This is a genomic window from Aeromonas sp. MR19 (genome assembly GCF_963899305.1).
Classification (GTDB): domain Bacteria; phylum Pseudomonadota; class Gammaproteobacteria; order Enterobacterales; family Aeromonadaceae; genus Aeromonas; species Aeromonas bestiarum.
The window spans coordinates 1-19,582 of sequence record NZ_CAWQWZ010000054.1 but is presented as its reverse complement, the minus strand read 5'-3'; the positions used below and the strand labels follow the sequence as shown (position 1 = coordinate 19,582).

The following is a 19,582-nucleotide window of genomic DNA, read 5'->3' as shown; positions in this document are numbered from 1 at the left end:
ATTGCTGTGTGGAGTGAGCGACACTCTCGTTGTTGTTGACGCCTGGGTTATGGTGTTGGCTGTCTCTGTTCAAGCAGCCGTTCCTGCTGCTGGGTCAGTTCACTGAGCTGTGTCATCTCGTCGATGGAGAGCACCTTCTCGGTATTGATGAGGATGACGAACTTGCCGTTCACCTTGCCCATGCCGCTGATGAAGTCGGCCCGGATGCGGGCGCCAAAACTGGGTGGCGGCTCTATCTCGTTGCAGGGAATGGTCAGCACTTCCGAGACCGAATCCACCACGACCCCTATGTCCTGATTGCCGTGCTCGGGATCATCCGGGTGCATCCCTTCGATGATGACGATACAACTGCGGCGGGTGATGCTGGAGGGGGCATTACCAAAGCGGGCGTTGAGATCCACCACCGAGACCACGGCACCCCTGAGGTTGATCACGCCGCGGATGAAGCTCGGCATCATGGGGATGGGAGTGATGTTGCCGTATTCGATGATCTCCTTGACCCCGAGAATGTTGATGGCAAACATCTCACCCTTGATCAGGAAGGTCAGGTACTGGGCATCGCCCTGATTGTCATGAGCCAGCGTGACTGGCTGTGGGACCACTTCGGTTGACATGCTCATGAGTCTCTCCGGTTAAAAGCGGACAAAATCGGCTTCGTCAACCTGGGGTTGCGGTGCCGTGTTGCCGTGCAGCGGGTGTTGGGCAGGCATGACAAACTTGCCTCTGGGGGGGGCTCCCCTGTGCGTGCCATCGCTGAATTTTGAGGGCCTGACCAGGTTCTCCAGCGAGAAGAAGTCCATGGTCTGCTGCAGCTCGTTGGCCTGGGAGCTCATCTCCTCGGCGGTGGCTGCCAGCTCCTCGCTGCTGGCCGCGTTCTGCTGGGTCACCTGATTGAGCTGGTTCATGGCCATGCTGATCTGGTTCGCTGCACTGGCCTGCTCGCCGGACGCCGCGTTGATCTCCTGGACCAGATCGGATGTCTTGCGAATGGAAGGCACTATCTTGTCGAGCAGGCTGCCCGCTTTCTCTGCGGTATCGACGCTGCTGGAGGAGAGTTCCCCTATCTCCTGGGCCGCAATCTGGCTGCGTTCGGCCAGTTTGCGCACCTCGGCGGCCACCACCGCAAAGCCCTTGCCGTGTTCACCGGCGCGGGCCGCCTCTATGGCGGCATTGAGCGCCAGCAGGTTGGTCTGGTAGGCGATGTCATCGATGATGCTGACTTTGCGGGCTATCTGTTGCATCGCCGCCACGGTTTGCTGTACCGAGCGGCCCCCTTCGGTCGCTTCGAGGACGGCGCTGCTTGCCATGTTGTCGGTCACCTTGGCGTTGTCCGTGTTCTGGTTGATGCTGGCACTCATCTGCTCTATGGAGGCGCTGGTCTCTTCCACGCTCGCGGCCTGTTCACTGGTGGCCTGACTCAGGGACTGGGCCGTGGTGCTGACCTGGCTGGAGGCATTGGTGAGGTTATCGGCGGCGTTGCGTACCTCTTCAATGATGGCCGTCAGGGCGTCTATGGTGCTGTTGAGACCATCCTTGGTCTGACCAAAAATCCCCGGGTAGGGCTGATCTATCTTCTGGGTGAGATCCCCCCGCGACAGGGCGGTGGCGATGCGCATGACATCCTTGAGGCTGGTATCTGTGACGTTGGACAAGCGGTTCAGCAGCTCTGACAGGCGCTTGATATAACCCTGCCGATCGTCCAGCGCTATCTTGTAGCTGAAATCCCCTTGCTCGACGGCGGCCGTGACCAGGGTTTCTATGTCGTTGATGAGGGCCGTCAGCTTGTTGACCATGTTCTGCATGGCCATCAAGAGTTGGCCCGCCTCATCGTTGGCCCCTATGGTGATGGTGACGTCGAGGTTGCCCTCCGCCAGATGGTTGGCCACCTGCAGCGCCTGATTGATGGGGGCTATGATGCTGCGGATGAGCACTATGCCAAACCAGGCCGCGGCCACTATGCCCGCCGTGACCACCACCATCATGGTGAGCAGCATGGCGTCGTACCAGGATTGGGCCTGTTCATATTCGGCTTTGGCCACATCGAGTTGCAGACTGACCAGCTCGGTTATCTTGTTGCCTATGGGATCGATGGAACCGTAAAGCTTGCCGTCAAAATCATTGAGGCTGCCGGCGATGACGCCACGCTGGGCCGCGAGAAACTGCTCCAATCTGGTGATGTCGCGATCCGCTGCGCTGAACAGGGCGCCCGCCTCGGCCGACAGTTTCTGCTCGGCTGCGGTCAGCTTGGTGGACTGATAACGCTGCCACTCCTGCTTGATCTGCTGTTGGGCCCGCTGGATCTGTTGCAACGCCTCTTCGGCGCTGATGAGGCCCGCATTGGCCTTGTTGACGTTGTCGATGACGGCAACGGCGTAGTTGTCTGAGATGGTTTTCAGCTGTTTGAGCGGCACCACTCGGTCGTTATAAACCCGTTGCAGGCCCTGGTTGCTGCTCTGCATGTTGTAAAGTCCCAGCCCGCCGACGCCCAGCAGCAGCACGCATAGCAGGCAGAGCAGTATGGTGAGTCGCATTTTAATGGTGGAGTTTCTGAACATGACGGGCTCCTGGCGTTAATTGACTCTTGGTTGAGTTTGCTGGCGAGGAAGGGCGTACTGGCTCAGCTGGCTCAGTTCCTGATCGATGGCATGTTGAATGAGGGAGGGAATATCCAGGATGAGGGCAACCTCGCCGCCGCCCAGAATGGTGGAGCCGCTGATCCCTTGCAGGCGTTGAAACAGCTTGCCGAGTGGCTTGATGACGGTCTGAAATTCCCCCAGCAATTCATCGACCACCAGCCCGGATTTCTTGCCGCCGTGACTGACGACCACTATGTTTTCCCTGCGTCCTCTCGCCCCTTCGACATCGAAGTAGTGCTGGAGCCGGACGAACGGCAGCACCTCGCCGCGCAGGTTGAGGTAGTTGCGCCCCTGGGTATCGGCCAGGGCACTCTGGGTCAGCTCCACGCACTCGATCACCATGTCGAGGGGGATGACGTAATGGGTGGTGCTGACCCGGACCAGAAAGCCGTCGATGATGGCCAGGGTCAATGGCAGCCGGATCTGCACCCGGGTGCCTTGTCCGGGCTTGCTGTCCAGCTCGACGCTGCCGCGCAGGGCCTGGATATTGCGTTTGACCACGTCCATGCCGACTCCTCTACCCGAGAGATTGGTGATGGTCTCTGCGGTGGAGAAACCGGGCTCGAAGATGAGCTGGTAGATCTCCTGATCCGTCAATACCGCGTTGGCGGCGACCAGGCCCCGCTCTTGCGCCTTTTGCAGAATTTTTGCCTGGTTGAGGCCGGCGCCATCGTCCTTGATCTCGATGACGATACTGCCGGAGTCATGATAGGCATTGAGGGTCAAGGTACCCCTCGCCGGTTTGCCGGCGGCGAGGCGCTGCCCCGCCGATTCGATGCCGTGATCCATGGAATTGCGAACCAGATGCATCAGGGGATCGCCTATTTTTTCCACCACGGATTTGTCGAGTTCGGTGTCACCGCCTGTGATGACCAGTGCAATGTCCTTGTTCAGCTCGTGGCTGACGTCGCGCACGACGCGCTGGAAGCGGTTGAAGGTGTCCCCGATGGGCACCATGCGCAGGCGCAGGGCGCCATCCCGGATCTCCTCGACCAGCATGGCGATGGTGGAGTTTGCCTCCTGCAGCTGGCTGTCCCGTGAGCGCTGGGCCAGCAGGCTGGCACCCGAGCTGGCGACCACCAGCTCGCCGACCAGATTGATCAGATCATCCAGCTTGTCGGCATGCACCCGGACGTAGCGCCCCTCTTTGGTTTTATTCTCCTTGTTCTGGTGTTGTTTCTTGAGCGCCGCATCCACGACCACCTCGTTGACTGCGCCCTGGGCAATCAGGATCTCCCCCAGCTTGCTGCTGTCAGTCTGCGGGCTGTCATGCTGGGTTTGCAGGCCTAGCGCCAGCTCGCTGGCGGTCAGCGCCCCGGTTTTGACCAGCAGTTGCCCCAGCATGTCGTTGTCTTCTGGCAGGTCATGGATGAGCGCTATGTACTCGGCCAGCTTGCTGTGAGGGGGCAGTATGGTGATGCGGCAGTCATCGCGAACGAATTCGAATATATCGCTCAGGGCTCCTTTGTCGGCCTGGGTGTCGACATCGAGCTCATAACCGAGATAGCAGCTCTCGGGATCGAAATGTTCCCAGTCAGGCAGGGCGTCGTGAAGGGTTTCGATGGCGCAGAGGGTGCCCATGGTACTGAGGTAGCGCAGAAACGAGGCTGGATCCATGCCATTGCGCAGCACATCCGGGCCAAAGCGCAGGGATATGTGCCACAGCGAGGTGGCGCTGACATGACCCTCTTCCTTGCTGACCGGCTCTGGGCCTGCGGATGGGGTACATTCCGGCAACCCGGTCTGGCGTGCCGTCTGATGGCGCGCCAGATTGAGCCGCAACAGGGAGTCCAGTGCCTGTTCGTCATCCCCCAGTGATGCGCCCTGCTCTGCGACCAGACGGACCAGCCGTTCGATGTGATCCCGGCTCTCCAGCAGATCTTTGATAAGCGTCGTGGTGATCGCCAGTTGTTGATTGCGCACCTGATCGAGCAAGTCTTCGACTATGTGGGTGAAGCTGACTATGGGCTGCAAGCCAAACAGGCCGGCGGAGCCCTTGATGGTGTGTGCTGCCCGGAAGATGGCGCCTATCAGCTCGCTGTTGTCCGGGTCATTTTCCAGCGTCAACAGGGCGGATTCCATCTCTTCCAGCAGTTCGCGTGCCTCGGCTATGTAGGTTTGCAGGGCCTGATCAAGATTGATGCTCACGAATGACTCCTTGTCACTGGGACTGCCTAGGCGTGATCAGCGTGGGGCATGAGGGTGGGATCGCCAAAGAAGGCTGTCAGCTGGCACAGCTCCAGCGCGTCCAGCACCGCATGGCTGTGCATGATCAGGTGCAGTGGATAGCCGCTCTGTTGCGCCGTTTTCTTGGCTGCCAGCAACAGCTGCAAGCCGGCACTGTCCATCTCGGACACCTGGGACAGATCCAGCTCCAGCGCCTGCTGGCGGTAGAGCAGGGGGGTGAGTGCCAGCTTGAGTTCGGCGGCTGTGTAGATGGTCATCTCCCCCGATACCTTGACCAGCGTCTTGTGTTCACCCGTCTCTATGTGCAGCGGCATGGGTGGCTCCTGACTCAGGGCATGATGAGCTTGGCGACGGCCGCCAGCATCTGATCGGGCTGAAATGGCTTGACCACCCAGGCTTTGGCCCCTGCCGCCTGTCCCTCCTGTTTCTTGCTGTCCTGGGATTCCGTGGTCAGCATGATGACGGGGGTGAACTTGTAGCTGGCCAGTTTCTTGGCCTCCTTGACGAAGCTGATGCCATCCATGTTCGGCATGTTGACGTCGCTGATGATGAGATTGATCTTCTTGCCGTCGAGTTTCCTGAGGGCATCCTTGCCATCGCAGGCTTCCATCACCTCGTAACCGGCTCCCTTGAGCGTCATGCCGACGACTTGGCGAATGGTTGCCGAGTCATCCACGATCAGGACTGTTTTGGCCATATCTGTCTCCTAGAAAAAAGTAACGTCTGCACTGCTGGAGGAATTCATCATGGGTTGCTGGCGGCGGCCATGATGAATGTTGCGTTGTTCATCAGTGGCATAGGAGAGTTCCATGTCTGCCAGCCAGCTCTCCGCATCTATCTGGATGGGGCCGGACTGGTGTGTTCTGTTGCGTGATGAAATCAGGTGGTCATTGAGGCTGTCCATGTTCTGGCGTACATGGTTGAGGATTTGACTGACCCTATCCTGGAACTGTAACGAAACGATGACATCGGAGATCTCACGGTGGATCCCCGAGCTTTCGCTCTGCAGCAGGGCGGCCGACTCCGCCAGGCTGGTGGTGGCCATGCGAAAGCGCTCCAGCACCTGCTCGATGGCGTGCTCCGAGTCACTGACGGCGGCTTGATCCCGTGCGGCTGCACTTTCTGCTATCTGGAAGGCGCGGCCAATACCGGTATTGATGGTGTCGACCTTGTCCGTCATCTTCTGGGCCGTTTCGCTGGAGAGGCGCGACAGGGTGCGTACCTCATCGGCCACCACGGCGAAGCCTCGCCCTGCCTCGCCGGCCCGAGCCGCTTCTATGGCGGCATTGAGCGCCAGCAAGTTGGTCTGGGAGGCAATCTTGGCCACGTCGAGCGCCATGGTATTGAGCTCTATGGTGTAGGCGGTAAGCGTCTTGATCTCCGCCAGCATGGCATCGCGATTGGCTTGCGCGGAGTGCATGATGGCGAGCACCTGGTTGAGCTGTGCCTGGCTCTCGGCCAGTACGGCGGCCATGCCCGCCGATTTTGTCCCTCCCAGATCGCCGGCGGCATCGTGAGAGGCGGCTACCGCCTCTTCCAGCTTGGTGGTGAGCCCGGCGAAGCGCTGGGTCAGATCGATCATGGCTCCTTCGGTCTGCTGACGGGAGTTCTCAATCTGCTGTGACCAGATGGGGACGGCTTTCTCGCACACTTGCTCGAGCCCAATGATGGAGTGGCTGAGCTGGGCGGCAGACCAGGTATGGGCAGCCTCCTCGTCGTGATGGCTCGCAGCCGGCTTGCCGTGATAGTGATGGGAGCACCAGAGGGCTGCGCCCAGTGCCAGCACGCCGTTGGCCAGCAGATAAGGCAGCGGGCTGCCTGCGAGTGTCAGCAGCAGGGTGCTGAGCAGGCCTGTGCCCAGACAGCATGCCCAACTCACTGGGTCCCAGAATGCAATGGTCTCTGCCGTCTTGTGATCTGTCATACGCAAACTCATCCCTGCACGTGAGTCGGGGCGGGAACAAGCTGCTATCCCACTGGTGACAGAGAGGATGATCCACGCCCGAACCCGTTAGTTACAAATGGCTCAGTAAGGTTAGCGCAAAAAAATAACTTGGTTACAAATCGGTCCTGTTCGGGGGGATCTACTGATAAAACTGGAATATGGAGGCTGCAGACGGGGCTCTGGCTAGACGAGAGCGCGGTGAAGTGGCGGATAACGAAGCGTGGGGATAGCGCGGAGGCAAGCGCAGATAAAAAGGAGCCTGATGACTCAGGCTCCTGCTGAGGATTAGGCCTCGTTGGCGTGGGCCTTCTGGCACCCTTCGACCGCATGGGCAATCAGCTCAAGCGCGCTCTTGTCGCACGGGGGCAGCTCGGCATCGCATGAGTTGATGGGGGTGACGCGATCGCCCCACTTGATGATGGCGGCGCCCCAGGTCAGACCGGCACCGAAGGCGGCGGTCAGCAGATAGGAGTTCGGCTTGACGCGGCCCTGCTCCAGCGCTTCGCACAGGGCGATGGGCACGGTAGCGGCGGAGGTGTTGCCGTAGTTCTCGATGTTGACCATCACCTTCTCCATGGGCGCGTTCATGCGCTTGGCCAAGGTTTCGATGATGCGGATGTTGGCCTGGTGCGGCACTATGAGATCGACCTGCTCCGGGGTGATGCCGGCCTGGCTCAGCACTGTGCCGGTGGCTTCACCCATGCCGCGCACGGCGCGCTTGAAGATCTCAGGGCCTTCGAAGTTGAAGGTGAAGAGCCCATCCACATCGGCAAAACGCACCCGATCGGTACCAAAGTTCGGGACGTGCAGTATCTCCCGCGCTTCGCTGTCACAGCCGAGCTTGTTGGCAATCAGCCCGCACTCCTGCTCGCTCGCCTCTATTACCACGGCCCCGGCGCCATCGCCAAACAGTACGGCGGTATCGCGGCGCGCCCAGTCCAGCAGATAGGTCAGGCGTTCGGCACCTATCACCAGCACCTTCTTCATCATGCCGGTCTGCACCAGGGAGGTGGCGACGGAGAGGGAGTAGACAAACCCGGTACAGGCGGCGTTGAGGTCGAACACGGCGGCGTTGACGGCACCGAGCTTCTTCTGCACCGCAGAGGCGGCATTGGGCAGCAGGTTATCCGGAGTCGCGGTCGCCAGTATGATGCCATCGAGATCGCTCGCTTCCAGGCCCGCACAGGCCAGGGCGCGGCGACCGGCCAGGGTGGCGAGATCCGAGGTGCTGACGTGGGAGATCCGGCGGGCCTTGATACCGGTACGCGGATAGATCCATTCATCCGACGTATCCATGATGGTGCTGAGGTCATCGTTGGTCAGCACTGAGGGGGGCAGACATTTGCCCCAACCGGTGATATTGGCGTATTTCATCTTGTTACCGCTTCTCAAAGTGGATCGCCCGCAGGCGGAAAATCGCGCAATTATGCCGCACGGAGCAACCACTGTCATCTTGTGGTCATGGTTATCTGGCAGGGAAGAGGCGTAAAACCGCCGAAAATAGCGGGAAATTTTGCTTAAAATCGAGGACTCGCCTGCCCTAAGATAGGGCTTTCCACCACCCAACGGGGCCGCCCCTTGCACAAAGCCAACCTCAACCTGCTGCCCACCCTCAAGGTGCTGCTGGAGACCCGCAACATCAGCCGGGCGGCCGAGCTGCTGCACCTGAGCCAGCCCTCCATCAGCAAGCAGCTAAGCCAGCTGCGCAGCGAGTTTGGCGACGACTTGCTGGTGCGGGAGGGGCAGCGCTGGCTGTTGACGCCACGGGCCGAGACGCTGGCGGCGGCCTTGGCGGATTCCCTCGGTGCGCTGGATCGGCTCTACGAGGCACCGGGTTTCGACCCCGGTCGCTGCGAGCGGGTGTTTCGGCTTGCCTCGTCCGATTATGTGGCCCAGCACATCCTGCCCGATATCTGCGCCGCGCTGGCCAAAGAGGCGCCGCTTGCTGCGCTGGAATACAGCCTGTGGGACAAGCGCCAGCTGCCCCAGCTGTGGCAATCCGAGCTGGATCTGGTCTCCACCATCACGGATCTGGTGCCGGAGCAGATCCGTGGCCTGCATCAGGGGGAGGACAGGCTGGTGGTGCTGATGGGCCGCCATCACCCCTTGGCGGGCAATCCACTCAGTCTGGATGACTACCTCGCCTGGCCCCATCTGCAGGTGAGCGGCGGTGGTGACAAGGACAGCCCGGTGGAGCAGGTGCTGGCGCCGCAGGGGCTTAACCGGCGCTGGTTTGCCAGGGTGCCCTTCTTTCAGGCCGCGGTGGAGGTGTTGCTGCGCACCGACTGCCTGATGACCACCCCGGCCCATATCGCCTGGCAGCTCTCCCGCGAGCAGGATCTCGCCTTTTGTGATCTGCCGTTTGCCACCCGCACCCAGCAGTATCATCTGCTGTGGCACCAGCGCCATCATCAGGATCCGGCTCACAAGTGGTTTCGCGAGCTGGCCTATCCCTTCTTGCGCGAACATCTGCAACGCACTGTCGCCGAGAGCCGCAAGCTGTTGGCTGGCGTCCGCTAGCCGCAGTCGGTTGTGCCAGCCTATAGCCATTGGCTATGGGATCTATTCATAACTTTCACTTCTGGCATAACTGGTCGCCCCTTACCCTGAGATCTGCTGCTGATATTCGGCTTACAGGTAGGGAAAGATATGGAATTGACGAGTTGGCTGGCACTGGCCGCAATCTGCGTGATGGGGGCCATCAGCCCGGGGCCGAGTCTGGCGCTGATCATCCGCAATACGGTGCAGGGAGGGCAGGGTCACGGGGTGGCAACCGCGCTGGGTCACGGCCTTGGCGTTGGCATCTATGCGCTCATTACCGCGCTGGGGCTCTCCGTGCTGATCACCCAGACACCGCTGCTGTTTGATCTCATCCGTTACGGCGGCGCCGCATTTCTCGCCTGGCTCGGCATCAAGGCGCTGCTTGCCAGGCCCGCCAGCGAGTCGGCCGAGGAGGTAGTCCACCAGTTGCGTGGTCGTCAGGGTGCCTTTGAAGGCTTTATGGTCGCCTTTCTCAACCCCCAGCTTGCCATCTTCTTTATCGCCCTGTTCAGCCAGTTCGTGCGGGCCGACACCGGCTGGAACGAAGGGGGTATCATGATGCTCACCGCAGGTGGCATAGATGCGCTCTGGTACGTGCTGGTGGCGCTGGTGCTCTCCCGCGGCCCAGTACTTGCGTGGCTCAAGGCCAAATCCTTTGTGATCGACAAGGTGAGTGGTCTGGTGCTGCTGGGGCTGGCGCTCAAGGTAGTGCTCTGAGGTTCGTTTGTCAGCGGCTCGCGCCATGAGGGCAGGGCCGCTGAACGCATACCCGGCTCCACGGGCGGGACTGCGATCTCCGGACTTTTAATCCTGTATCTTGCGGTGATCTTAAGCGGGATCAAGGCAAGCAAAGGGCGACTGACCTAGAGTGACGGGCATTTTCTGTCTGCCGATAGACTCAGAGACCATGCACCCACAGACCCATAGCCACGCACTGAACCGCCTCGAACTGCTGGCGCCAGCCAAGAACCTCGCCTACGGCATCGAAGCCATCAACCATGGCGCCGATGCCGTCTACATGGGCGGTCCCGCCTTTGGTGCCCGCAGTGCGGCGGGCAACTCCCTCGACGATATCGACGCACTGGCGCGCCACGCCCACCGCTTCGGCGCCCAGGTCTTCGTTGCCTTCAACACCTTGCTGCACGACAGCGAGCTGGAACAGGCCCGGCGCCTGACCCACCAGATTTACGAAGCGGGGGCCGATGCGCTCATAGTGCAGGACATGGGGCTGCTGGCACTGGACTTGCCCCCCATAGCGCTGCACGCCAGCACCCAGACCGACAACCGTACGCCAGAGAAGGTGAAGTTTCTGCAGGATGTGGGCTTCTCCCAGGTGGTGCTGGCGCGTGAGCTCTCCTTGGCACAGATCCGCGAAATAAGCGCGGCGACCAAGGTGCAGCTGGAGTTCTTTATCCACGGCGCGCTCTGCGTCTCCTACAGCGGCCAGTGCAACATCAGCCATGCCCGCACCGGCCGCAGCGCCAATCGCGGCGAGTGTGCCCAGCTCTGCCGCTTGCCCTGCTCGCTGCAAAAGCCGGACGGCGAAGTGCTGGTGGAGGGCAGTCACCTGCTCTCCTTGAAAGACATGGATCAGACCGACAACCTGGAGGCGCTGATCGCGGCGGGCATTCGCTCGTTCAAGATCGAGGGACGGCTCAAGGGGCTGGATTACGTCAAGAACGTCACCGCCTGGTATCGCCAGAAGCTCGACGCCATTCTGGATCGTCGCTCCGATCTGGTGGCCGCCTCGGCGGGGCGTTGCAGCTACAGCTTCGAGCCGGATCCGAAAAAGAGCTTCAACCGTGGCTCAACCGATTACTTCCTCAATGGCCGCCAGCAGGGGATCGACTCCACCCTAAGCCCGAAATACGTGGGCGAGACGCTGGGTCGCGTCACCAAGGTGACCCGCGATGGTATCGAGATCGACGGCAAGCCGGTCACCCTCAACAACGGCGACGGTCTCGGCTTTTTCAAGCCGAACAAGGAGCTGGTGGGGATGCGCCTCAACAAGGTGGAAGGCAAGCAGTTACTCCTGTCGGAGCGCATGCCGGGCTTGACGGTGGGCACAGAAATCTACCGCAACCACGATCAGGCATTCAGCAAGATGCTGGAAAAGGCCAGCGCGGATCGCCGCATCCGGGTCGATATGCAGCTCTGTGAGTGCGATGAGGGATTGCGCCTCATGCTCACCGACGAGCAGGGCATCAGCGCCGCGGTGACGCTGCCTTGCGACAAGCAGCCTGCCGACAATCCGGAGCGGGCGCTGCAACAGGCGCGCGACCAGCTTGGCAAACTCGGCAATACCCTGTTTGTGGCGCGCAAGATTGAGTTGGCAGTAACGAGGCCGCTATTCATCGCAGCATCACAGCTCAACGGGCTGCGCCGGGATGGCATAGCCGCGCTGGAGGCCGCGTGCGTGGCCAGCTACCAGCGCCCCGAGCGGCGCATAGCCCTGCGCGATGTCAGCTATCCCCAGCACCGCCTCTCCTACCTTGGCAACGTGCTGAACTCGGCCGCCGAGCAGTTTTTCCGCGAGCACGGGGTGGAACGCATCGCCCCCGCCTATGAGGCGAACAAGGAGGAGGGGGAAGTGGTGCTGATGACAACGAAACACTGCATCCGCTACAGCCAGAACCTCTGCCCGAAAGAGGTGCCCGGTCTCAAGGCCGAGCCGCTGGAATTGAAGATGGGCAAGGACATCTTCCGGCTGCGCTTTGATTGCAACCGCTGCGAAATGCAGGTGATGGGGAGTTTGAAACAGTAATCAGGAAAACCGCCAGCTCATCTACGGCCATTCACCCTCTCCCAATGGGGGAGGGGATAAACCCGATCTGGCCGTAAAAACCAGCTAGCCACTGGTCAGTGTGCACGTTACGCAAATGTTGGTTGCAGGAGATCTACCACAATGGCCCGAGTACAATTTTTCTCTCTTGTCTTAACTGCCGCAGCCACTGTGTCGTTTGCACATGCCGGAACCGACTATCGTTGCACCGTCGAGCGGATTTTCGATGCTGATGGCGATAACTCTCAACTGATAGATGGTCAGCGAAAGCTATATATCGGAAAAGAGTTCACTGTCGACCGCAGATCGGGCGTCATGATGGGTGCACTGAAAAACTCGTACATGACCAAACCAGTGGTGGTTGATAGAGGGTCAAAAGACAATTCATTCAAAGCGGTGACTACTATGCGCCGCGACCAAGGTGTTGGAACTGGCTCAACTGTTTTCACTCTCGTAGTTAAGGAGTATGCGGAGTCCCCTCAAAAACCGTTTGCGTTTATGTCGGACGACACGGTTTATTTCGGCAACTGTGTGCCGTTTTGATATGTGGCCGATCAAGCGATGATAGTGGTTGATGAGTTGCAAGGTTGTCCTGATACACCAAACACTGCATCCGCTACAGCCAGAATCTCTGCCCGAAAGAGGTGCCTGGCCTCAAGGCCGAGCCGCTGGAATTGAAGATGGGCAAGGACATCTTCCGGCTGCGCTTTGATTGCAACCGCTGCGAAATGCAGGTGATGGGCAGTCTCAAGGGGTAATGACCTCTGCGGCCCCTTTCCGGGCATAGGGCGGCCGCGGATTCGATGGCAGTATAGGGAGGATAGAGAAGGGGCTTGCCCGAGCACGTATATCCCGCCGGGATAAGCGAATGTCCTCGGGCTCTCCGTGAGTAGACAAAGGAACTGTCATGAAAATCAATGCATTGCCGTTTTGCACGACCCACTGGGCCGATATAGCGCCGACCGAGCACAAGGGGGAAACCGGCGTCGCCCGCTGGCATACACAAACCTTTGGCGAGCTGCGGGTGCGGATGGTGGAGTACTCTCCTGGCTATCTGGCGGATCACTGGTGCAGCAAGGGGCATGTCCTGTTGTGCATCGAGGGGGAGCTGCACACCGAGTTGCAGGATGGCCGCGTCTTCACCCTGACGGCGGGCATGAGCTATCAGGTGGCCGATAACGCCGAGCCCCATAGATCCTTCACCGAGCAGGGCGCCAGGCTCTTTATCGTCGATTGAGCCATTCACCTTCTTTTGCTGCCACCGAGGCCAACCACCATGCTCGAACTCAGACCCAACTGTGAATGCTGTGACCAGGATCTGCCCGCCGACTCGGGTCTTGCCTATATCTGCTCCTTCGAGTGCACCTTCTGCGCCGATTGCAGCGAGCACTATTTGCAACTGATTTGCCCCAATTGTGGCGGCGAACTGGTCAGGCGTCCCCGTCGCCCCACGGCCAAGCTGGCGGCTAATCCTGCCTCCACCAAGCGCATCTTCAATCCGGTCCTGAAAAACCAGCCTTAAGAAGCCGGAGTGGCAGTTCGAGCATCCGGTGCTGATGGTCGCGGCTGCATGCCCGGGCCTTGTGCTTGTCTCTTCTTCCCGCATGGGAGAAGGGGGGAGGGTCAATACGAAGGGAGCGGCTGGAGTGTCTGCAATGTCTCTTTACGAACGTATGATGAGGCTTGGCTAATCATGCCTGCCTTGCTGTGCCGGTGGGCGAGTGCCCACCGGTAGATTCTGTTGCAACCATGGTAAGTTGCCAACGACACACTATGGTTTGGCGAATTGATCGGCGCTGAGCACCTCGATGCCAACGAAGGGTTGCTCGCCCTCGACCCAGGCATCGTGCCCCGGCGGTATGGTGTAGGACTCGCCGGCGTTGATGGTCTTGAGGGTGCCGTCCGTCAGGCGGACAGTAAGTGACCCCGAGACGGCGTAACCCACGTGCGAGAGCTGGCATTGCTCCGTCTTGACGACAGGTTTGATGCAGTCAGACCAACGCCAGCCGGGGGCAAAGTTGAACCGCCCTATGGTGTAGCCATTGAGTTTAACGACCTCGACCCGGGTCTTGTCGGGAGTGCGCACCTCGTCGGGGGCACCGTGGGACCTCACCTGGAATTGAGTGACTGTGACTGGAGTGGACATGTTTTCTCCTCGTTTCAAACGGATTGCAGCCGATGGCTGCGATCGGATCGCCAGGAAACACGCCGTGATCTCGATAGTCAGCAAGCTGCCAACGCGCAGCGTCATCCCGGTCTTCGAAGTATTCGCCCAAACTCCCGTCGGCGCCCTGGTTTGCTGCCGTTATGGGCAAGTTTTCACCCCATGTCAGGCGCGCGCTGCACTGGAACGGCCAGCCTTGCCGGGTCTATCGAAAAACATGGTTGTTCTTCAATAGCTTGGCTGATGAGGGCGAGATGAGCTGGCATTGGGTTACGTCTGGCGCCGAGTGCGACCAGGGCCTTCCTGGCAGGGCAGACGGCAAGGGCCGGGCTACCCCCTGGCGTGGCGGCAGGGATCCGGGGCTCAATGCGCGATCCCCTCGAGGCGCAGCAGCTCCTGCTTGATGGGCAATCCCCCCGCATAGCCGGTCAGGCTGCCGTTTTGGCCTATCACGCGATGGCACGGCACTATGATCGACAGCGGATTGCGGCCGTTCGCGGCGCCGACCGCACGGCTCGCACTCGGTTTGCCGATGACGCGGGCAATCTCGCCGTAGCTGCGGGTCTCGCCATAGGGGATCTCGCACAGCGCCTGCCAAACCGTTTGCTGAAAAGCCGTGCCATTGGCGGCGAGCGGCAGCGTGAAGCGCTGCAGGCGCCCGGCGAAATAGGCGTCAAACTCGGCAAGATAGGGGGCGAGCGCCTCACCGTCTTGCTGCCAGCCGCTCATGTCGGGCAGCGCCCGCAGGCCTGCCACAAAGTCCACGTGTACCAGGCCGTGCGCGTTGATGGCGACCAGTAGTTCGCCGCAGCTCGTTGGCAGCATGTCATAGCGGATCATGGGTTATCTCCTCGTCATGGCTTTGGGGCGCCTTGCTCCCCGTTGTGGGTGACAGCGGGTTTGCGATGGCACTCGCTGTGGTGGTCAATGGCTGCTTGATCAGCAGGGCCGGTTGTTCGCTCATGGCGTGCCACAGCCAGCTCGCGGCATAGCCGCGCCACGGTTGCCACGCCGCGCTTTGCGCCAGCACCTCTTTCACCGGCAGCTTGTCGCCGCCCCCCAGCGCCTTTTGCAGCACGAGATCGGAGGCGGGGAAGGCGTCGGGATCCTGTCCGCAGCGCAGCCGCCAGTAGGCGACCGTCCAGGGACCTATGCCCGGCAAGGCCAGCAGTTGCTCGTCGCTGGCCGTGGTCAGGGAAAGCGCACCGCTCGCGAGCGCGGCGGCGAGCCCCTGCAGCGTGCGAATGCGGCTGCCGGGCATGCCGATGCCGTCGAGATCCAGTGTGCACAGCTGCGCCGGGGCGGGCAGCTGCGCCACCCCGAACTGCGCCTCGGTACGCGCCACCAGTCGCCCCATGATGGTGATGGCGCCCTTGACCGACACCTGCTGGCCGACGATGGCGCGCAGCATCACCTCGTACTCATCCCAGCCGGCGGGCAAGCGCACCCCGGGCCAGCGCGTCTGCAGGCGTGCCAGCAGCGGATCCTGCCCGAGCCGCTCACCGATGCGCAGCATGTCGGCGTCGAGATCCCACATGCGGCGCACGCGATACAAGAGATCAGGCAGCGCCGCGGGCGGCAGATCATGCACAGTAAGCCTGATGCTATGGCCCTTGCCCTGCTCGATGCGGATCCAGCCCGCGTGATCGCCGACGCTATGGCGCCGCTCATACGCATCGCCATCGACCCGCTCCAGCCCGGGGATGGCCCGCAGCCGGTAAAACGCCAGCATGGCCGCCACGTCATAAGGCGGGCGATAGGACAGCTGCAGCGTGAGCGCCGCGCCGCTCTCGGTGACGTCGGCCCTTCCTTCACGCTGGCGCAGCACCCGGGGCGCCAGGTCATACGCCTGGCTCCAGGCATCGTTGAAGCGGCGAATGCTCGCAAAGCCCGCCGCAAACGCTATGTCCGTGATGGGCAGTGCAGTTTCGGTCAGCAGCCGTTTCGCGAGCAGCAGCCGGCGTGTCTGCTCCACCTGTTTCGGTGACGCACCGAGGTGCTGCTCGAACTGGCGGCGCAGCGTACGCTCGCTTATTCCGGCCTCTGCCGCCAGTGCGGCGAGCGAGCCGTCCGCCAGCTCGCCGCGATCGATCCGCGCCAGCAAACGGGCGAGTTCGGGCGGCAGATCGCCGCGTGCGGCGGGAGCCAGCTCGGGGCGACAGCGCAGACACGGGCGCAGGCCATGTTGCTCGGCCGCGGCAGCGCTTTGGAAGTAGCGCACGTTGTGCTCGTGCGGCGGCCGCGCGGGGCAGACGGGGCGGCAGTAGATGCCGGTGGAGAGCACGCCGGTAAAGAAGCGGCCATCGAAACGCGCATCGCGGGCGAGCCGGGCGGCGTGACATTGCTCGCGGCTGAGGCTCGGGATCCCCTCATCCTGATGGTGGTCACTGGCTGGTGGCGAGTTCATGGTCCTGGCGCTCCGTTCTGGGTACATGGATGAGAGAGTAGGGGGGAGGGAAGGCGGTGACTAGCCAGAAACGGACAGCAATTGAAATAAAAACGTCGCCGGGAGAGCCCCTGTGGCGAGGTTGAAACCGGTCGAACCGGGCGGGCAAGTGTGAGAATCTGGGGTGACAACATCCAAGGAGGATAGCACCATGCCAGGACCCGCCCGCGCCGGCGCCCTGATCTACGCCAGGGATCTCGGCCTGCTGACCCACTTCTACCGCACCCTGCTGCAGATGGACATTCGCAGTCAGGATGACGCTTTTGTCGTGATGGAGAACGACGATATCCAGCTGCTGATCCATGCCATCCCCGAGTCGATTGCCTGCGATATTGATATCCAGGTGCCACCGCAGCTGCGCGAACAGGGGGCGATAAAATTGTTCTTTACCGTACCAAGCCTCGCCTGGGCCGAGGCCAGGGCGGCCGATCTCGGTGGCGGCCTGTTGCCGCAGCAGTGGCCGGGGCCTGGCTTCGTGCTGCGCAATGCGTTTGATCCGGAAGGCAATATCCTGCAATTGCGCGAGTTTTTGAGTGCCCCGGATCCCCTCTGAATCCGGTTGTTTGCCAATGAAAAACGGGGCAGTCAAGCTGCCCCGTTCCCCTCTTCACTCGCTGGCGCAGCAGCTGTTATTTCAGGTAGCGCTGCTCCAGATGCTGGCGCAGCCAGCGCGGGTTTAGCGCCTCGCCGGTCGCGCGGCGAATGAGCTCGTCCGTGCTGTGCTGGCTGCCCTGTGACCAGATGTGGCGACCAAGCCACGCGAGTATCTCCGGCAGGCGGCCCGCCTCGATCACGCTGCTCATGTTGCCCAGTTCCCGCTCCAGCGCGAAGCGCAACTGCGCCGCATACATGGCGCCGAGCGTGTAGCTCGGGAAGTAGCCGAACGAGCCATCCGTCCAGTGAATGTCCTGCATGCAGCCGTTCTGGTAGTTGCCCTTGGTGGAGAGGCCGAGCCACTGCTGCATCTTGGCATCCCACAGTTCGGGCAGATCGGCCACCTCGATGTGCCCTTCGATGAGGTCGCGCTCCAGCTCGTAGCGCAGGATCACGTGCGCCGGGTATGTCACCTCGTCCGCCTCTACGCGGATAAAGCCGGGCTCGACCCGGTTGTAGAGCTTCGCCAGGTTCGCCGGCGCAAACGCCGCCTGCTCGCCAAAGTGTGCGCGGATGCGCGGCACCAGCAGCGCCAGGAAGGCGGGATCGTGGCCGAGCTGCATTTCGCAGAACAGGCTCTGGCTCTCGTGAATGCCCATGGAGCGCGCCTCGCCCACCGGCTGGCTCATCAGCTGGCGCGGCAGCCCTTGTTCGTAGCGCGCGTGACCCGTCTCGTGCACGATTCCCATCAGGCTGGAGACGAACTCCCGCTCGTTGTAGCGGGTGGTGATGCGCACGTCGTTAGTACAAACAGGAATGCACAAAAGCGATGTTACGCCCTCTGAGGCGAAGCCTCAAGAGGCCTGAAGGCCGTAGGGTTACAGGGTTTTAAGGGGCTTAAGGGGGAGCAAAAAAAGCACAAAAAAACGACTCCAAAATTGTACCGTATGTACTGCACAAAAGGGGAAGGGTGGGGTTCATGTGGCACCCTTGCGCCCGCAAGGGCATAGGGACACAGCAAAGGGGCCTGGGGGGCACAGGAGAGCACATAGGAACGCATACAGGGTTAGGCACAGTAAGGGGTAGTACATGGGGCATCACTGGGGAGCAATGGCACAGACAAGCGAGTACAGCGCGGCATAAAGAGGGCAATACAGAGGGGGTATAAGGTCACGCCTTGCAAGGCGTGCTGGTAGCAATGTGAAAGGCAGGACAAAGTGAAATGGGAGTTATCTTAACAGCTGAGCCCGCTTGATAACGGGCTCATTAACGAAAATCAGGAAAGCATGATGGTGGGGCTAATAACCATGGTCTCTATATAGTATATCGGTATCCATTTGTAAGCGTACGACGAAGATCGTATGACAGGCGCGACGGGTTATTCAGCAGGTAGAGCAACACGCCAGGGCAGCAGTTCACTGACCCTGTTCACCGGCCAGTCAACGATCACATTCAGTACATTCCGCAGGTAATACTCCGGAGCCACCCCGTTCAACCGGTACCTGCCGGTACAGAAGGATGGGGCGGCTTATCTCGCCTGGGATCAGTTAACAGCAGATAGAATAATAGTGGGCTATAACCCACTATTACATTCCCATAAAACAGACTTAAAAAATTTATACATCCACGCTCAACCATTATTTTAATCATTTTGGAAATATGATGAATGCTATCAACAATGAAGCAGCAACTATAAGCAAGTAAGTGTTTCGACTTTCCTGATTACGGGTCGCATAGCGGCGATCAATGCTCTCAGCCCATTCAGGCTCATGAAAATCAACCGGAGTTGGCTCTGACTTTTCAAAATATAGCCCAATAAAACGTAAGGCGAAACCAATTGCAACCAGTACAGACACGCCACTCATCAAATACCGTAGAACATCTACATTCATAATCACTACCTCTATCATATTTTTTAATTTCGAATGCATTAATGATTTAATGCACTATCAGAATATCATCACTGGATAAAAAGGTGGTGGTTTTTGTTCTACCGCTTCCAAAAACGATTTTTACCGCTAATGCAAAAACTTTTTCTCCTATTAATATGCGGTATTCTCGACTCTTGTTACAGCATTTGAGTTCTATATTGAGAATGGTCGCCCGGTTCCAATGCCGAGTTCTCCGGTAGCATGGCAAGAGTTGGTTTCGGTTCCGTCCTGAATCGCCCCGGCTTCTCTAGACACTTTTGAGCCGTTCGAAATATTGCTTTTCACACTCTACTGGCGATAGCCCATTGTTGAAACTGTGCCGGCGCTTGGGGTTGTAAAACATTTCAATGTAATCG

20 protein-coding genes and 2 pseudogenes are annotated in these 19,582 nt (G+C 60.2%); 8 read left to right on the top strand and 14 right to left on the bottom strand.

What is annotated here, in order from left to right:
- Positions 1 to 47: 47 nt before the first annotated feature.
- The 7 genes from AACQ95_RS21765 to AACQ95_RS21735 form a co-directional block, all read right to left on the bottom strand.
- Positions 48 to 620: a chemotaxis protein CheW gene (locus AACQ95_RS21765; protein WP_241279943.1), complete on the bottom strand. Its 573-nt coding sequence runs from the start codon at positions 618 to 620 to the stop codon at positions 48 to 50.
- Positions 621 to 632: 12 nt separating this feature from the next.
- Positions 633 to 2,555: a methyl-accepting chemotaxis protein gene (locus AACQ95_RS21760; RefSeq protein ID WP_241279941.1), complete on the bottom strand. Its 1,923-nt coding sequence runs from the start codon at positions 2,553 to 2,555 to the stop codon at positions 633 to 635.
- A gap of 15 nt (positions 2,556 to 2,570) precedes the next feature.
- Positions 2,571 to 4,784, bottom strand: coding sequence for a chemotaxis protein CheA (locus tag AACQ95_RS21755; protein WP_241279939.1), 2,214 nt, complete (start codon positions 4,782 to 4,784; stop codon positions 2,571 to 2,573).
- A 26-nt stretch (positions 4,785 to 4,810) separates the two neighbouring features.
- On the bottom strand, positions 4,811 to 5,137 hold the full coding sequence (locus tag AACQ95_RS21750) for an STAS domain-containing protein (protein WP_098984917.1): 327 nt from the start codon (positions 5,135 to 5,137) through the stop codon (positions 4,811 to 4,813).
- 14 nt (positions 5,138 to 5,151) lie between these two features.
- Entirely contained in the window at positions 5,152 to 5,520 is a 369-nt protein-coding gene (locus tag AACQ95_RS21745) for a response regulator (RefSeq protein WP_042867032.1), read from the bottom strand.
- A gap of 9 nt (positions 5,521 to 5,529) precedes the next feature.
- Positions 5,530 to 6,747 carry a methyl-accepting chemotaxis protein gene (locus AACQ95_RS21740; RefSeq protein WP_043135055.1) on the bottom strand — a complete coding sequence of 406 codons (1,218 nt, stop codon included), beginning with the start codon at positions 6,745 to 6,747 and terminating at the stop codon, positions 5,530 to 5,532.
- A gap of 306 nt (positions 6,748 to 7,053) precedes the next feature.
- Positions 7,054 to 8,142, bottom strand: a complete 1,089-nt coding sequence (locus AACQ95_RS21735; RefSeq protein ID WP_043135054.1) for a ketoacyl-ACP synthase III — start codon at positions 8,140 to 8,142, stop codon at positions 7,054 to 7,056.
- 204 nt (positions 8,143 to 8,346) lie between these two features.
- On the opposite strand from AACQ95_RS21735, the gene AACQ95_RS21730 reads away from it, so the two are divergent.
- The 6 genes from AACQ95_RS21730 (at position 8,347) to AACQ95_RS21705 (ending at position 13,613) form a co-directional block, all read left to right on the top strand.
- The gene (locus AACQ95_RS21730) at positions 8,347 to 9,288 is read left to right on the top strand and encodes a LysR family transcriptional regulator (protein ID WP_241279937.1); all 942 of its coding nucleotides are present in this window, start codon (positions 8,347 to 8,349) and stop codon (positions 9,286 to 9,288) included.
- Between the two features lie 129 nt (positions 9,289 to 9,417).
- Positions 9,418 to 10,026: a LysE family translocator gene (locus AACQ95_RS21725; protein WP_241279935.1), complete on the top strand. Its 609-nt coding sequence runs from the start codon at positions 9,418 to 9,420 to the stop codon at positions 10,024 to 10,026.
- 190 nt (positions 10,027 to 10,216) lie between these two features.
- Positions 10,217 to 12,073: a peptidase U32 family protein gene (locus AACQ95_RS21720; protein ID WP_241279933.1), complete on the top strand. Its 1,857-nt coding sequence runs from the start codon at positions 10,217 to 10,219 to the stop codon at positions 12,071 to 12,073.
- A 141-nt stretch (positions 12,074 to 12,214) separates the two neighbouring features.
- Positions 12,215 to 12,634, top strand: coding sequence for a hypothetical protein (locus tag AACQ95_RS21715; RefSeq protein WP_241279931.1), 420 nt, complete (start codon positions 12,215 to 12,217; stop codon positions 12,632 to 12,634).
- A gap of 364 nt (positions 12,635 to 12,998) precedes the next feature.
- Positions 12,999 to 13,328 (top strand): DHCW motif cupin fold protein, encoded by a 330-nt coding sequence (locus AACQ95_RS21710; protein WP_241279929.1) that lies wholly within the window; start codon positions 12,999 to 13,001, stop codon positions 13,326 to 13,328.
- A gap of 39 nt (positions 13,329 to 13,367) precedes the next feature.
- Complete coding sequence (locus AACQ95_RS21705) at positions 13,368 to 13,613, top strand: DUF1272 domain-containing protein (protein ID WP_241279927.1); 246 nt, start codon at positions 13,368 to 13,370, stop codon at positions 13,611 to 13,613.
- Between the two features lie 249 nt (positions 13,614 to 13,862).
- Here AACQ95_RS21705 and AACQ95_RS21700 read toward each other — a convergent pair whose 3' ends face one another.
- Positions 13,863 to 14,237, bottom strand: a complete 375-nt coding sequence (locus AACQ95_RS21700; protein WP_043135046.1) for a cupin domain-containing protein — start codon at positions 14,235 to 14,237, stop codon at positions 13,863 to 13,865.
- Here AACQ95_RS21700 and AACQ95_RS21695 point away from each other — a divergent pair.
- Complete coding sequence (locus AACQ95_RS21695) at positions 14,236 to 14,490, top strand: hypothetical protein (RefSeq protein ID WP_131245223.1); 255 nt, start codon at positions 14,236 to 14,238, stop codon at positions 14,488 to 14,490. The genes AACQ95_RS21700 and AACQ95_RS21695 overlap by 2 nt on opposite strands.
- Positions 14,491 to 14,618: 128 nt before the next feature.
- Here AACQ95_RS21695 and AACQ95_RS21690 read toward each other — a convergent pair whose 3' ends face one another.
- Together AACQ95_RS21690 and AACQ95_RS21685 are read right to left on the bottom strand one after the other, a co-directional pair.
- Positions 14,619 to 15,095, bottom strand: coding sequence for a methylated-DNA--[protein]-cysteine S-methyltransferase (locus AACQ95_RS21690; RefSeq protein WP_241279926.1), 477 nt, complete (start codon positions 15,093 to 15,095; stop codon positions 14,619 to 14,621).
- The gene (locus tag AACQ95_RS21685) at positions 15,082 to 16,662 is read right to left on the bottom strand and encodes an AlkA N-terminal domain-containing protein (protein WP_241279924.1); all 1,581 of its coding nucleotides are present in this window, start codon (positions 16,660 to 16,662) and stop codon (positions 15,082 to 15,084) included. The genes AACQ95_RS21690 and AACQ95_RS21685 overlap by 14 nt, the downstream gene beginning before the upstream one ends.
- A gap of 190 nt (positions 16,663 to 16,852) precedes the next feature.
- On the opposite strand from AACQ95_RS21685, the gene AACQ95_RS21680 reads away from it, so the two are divergent.
- Complete coding sequence (locus AACQ95_RS21680) at positions 16,853 to 17,254, top strand: VOC family protein (protein WP_241279922.1); 402 nt, start codon at positions 16,853 to 16,855, stop codon at positions 17,252 to 17,254.
- Positions 17,255 to 17,330: 76 nt separating this feature from the next.
- Here AACQ95_RS21680 and AACQ95_RS21675 read toward each other — a convergent pair.
- The 4 genes and pseudogenes from AACQ95_RS21675 to AACQ95_RS21660 form a co-directional block, all read right to left on the bottom strand.
- A pseudogene (locus AACQ95_RS21675) lies at positions 17,331 to 18,110 on the bottom strand (carboxypeptidase M32); the annotation flags it as partial.
- 563 nt (positions 18,111 to 18,673) lie between these two features.
- Positions 18,674 to 18,802, bottom strand: a pseudogene (locus AACQ95_RS21670) (transposase domain-containing protein); the annotation flags it as partial.
- A gap of 139 nt (positions 18,803 to 18,941) precedes the next feature.
- Positions 18,942 to 19,187 (bottom strand): hypothetical protein, encoded by a 246-nt coding sequence (locus AACQ95_RS21665; RefSeq protein ID WP_241279920.1) that lies wholly within the window; start codon positions 19,185 to 19,187, stop codon positions 18,942 to 18,944.
- A gap of 286 nt (positions 19,188 to 19,473) precedes the next feature.
- The coding region (locus tag AACQ95_RS21660) for an IS3 family transposase (RefSeq protein WP_139703210.1) at positions 19,474 to 19,582 on the bottom strand (109 nt) is incomplete at its 5' end.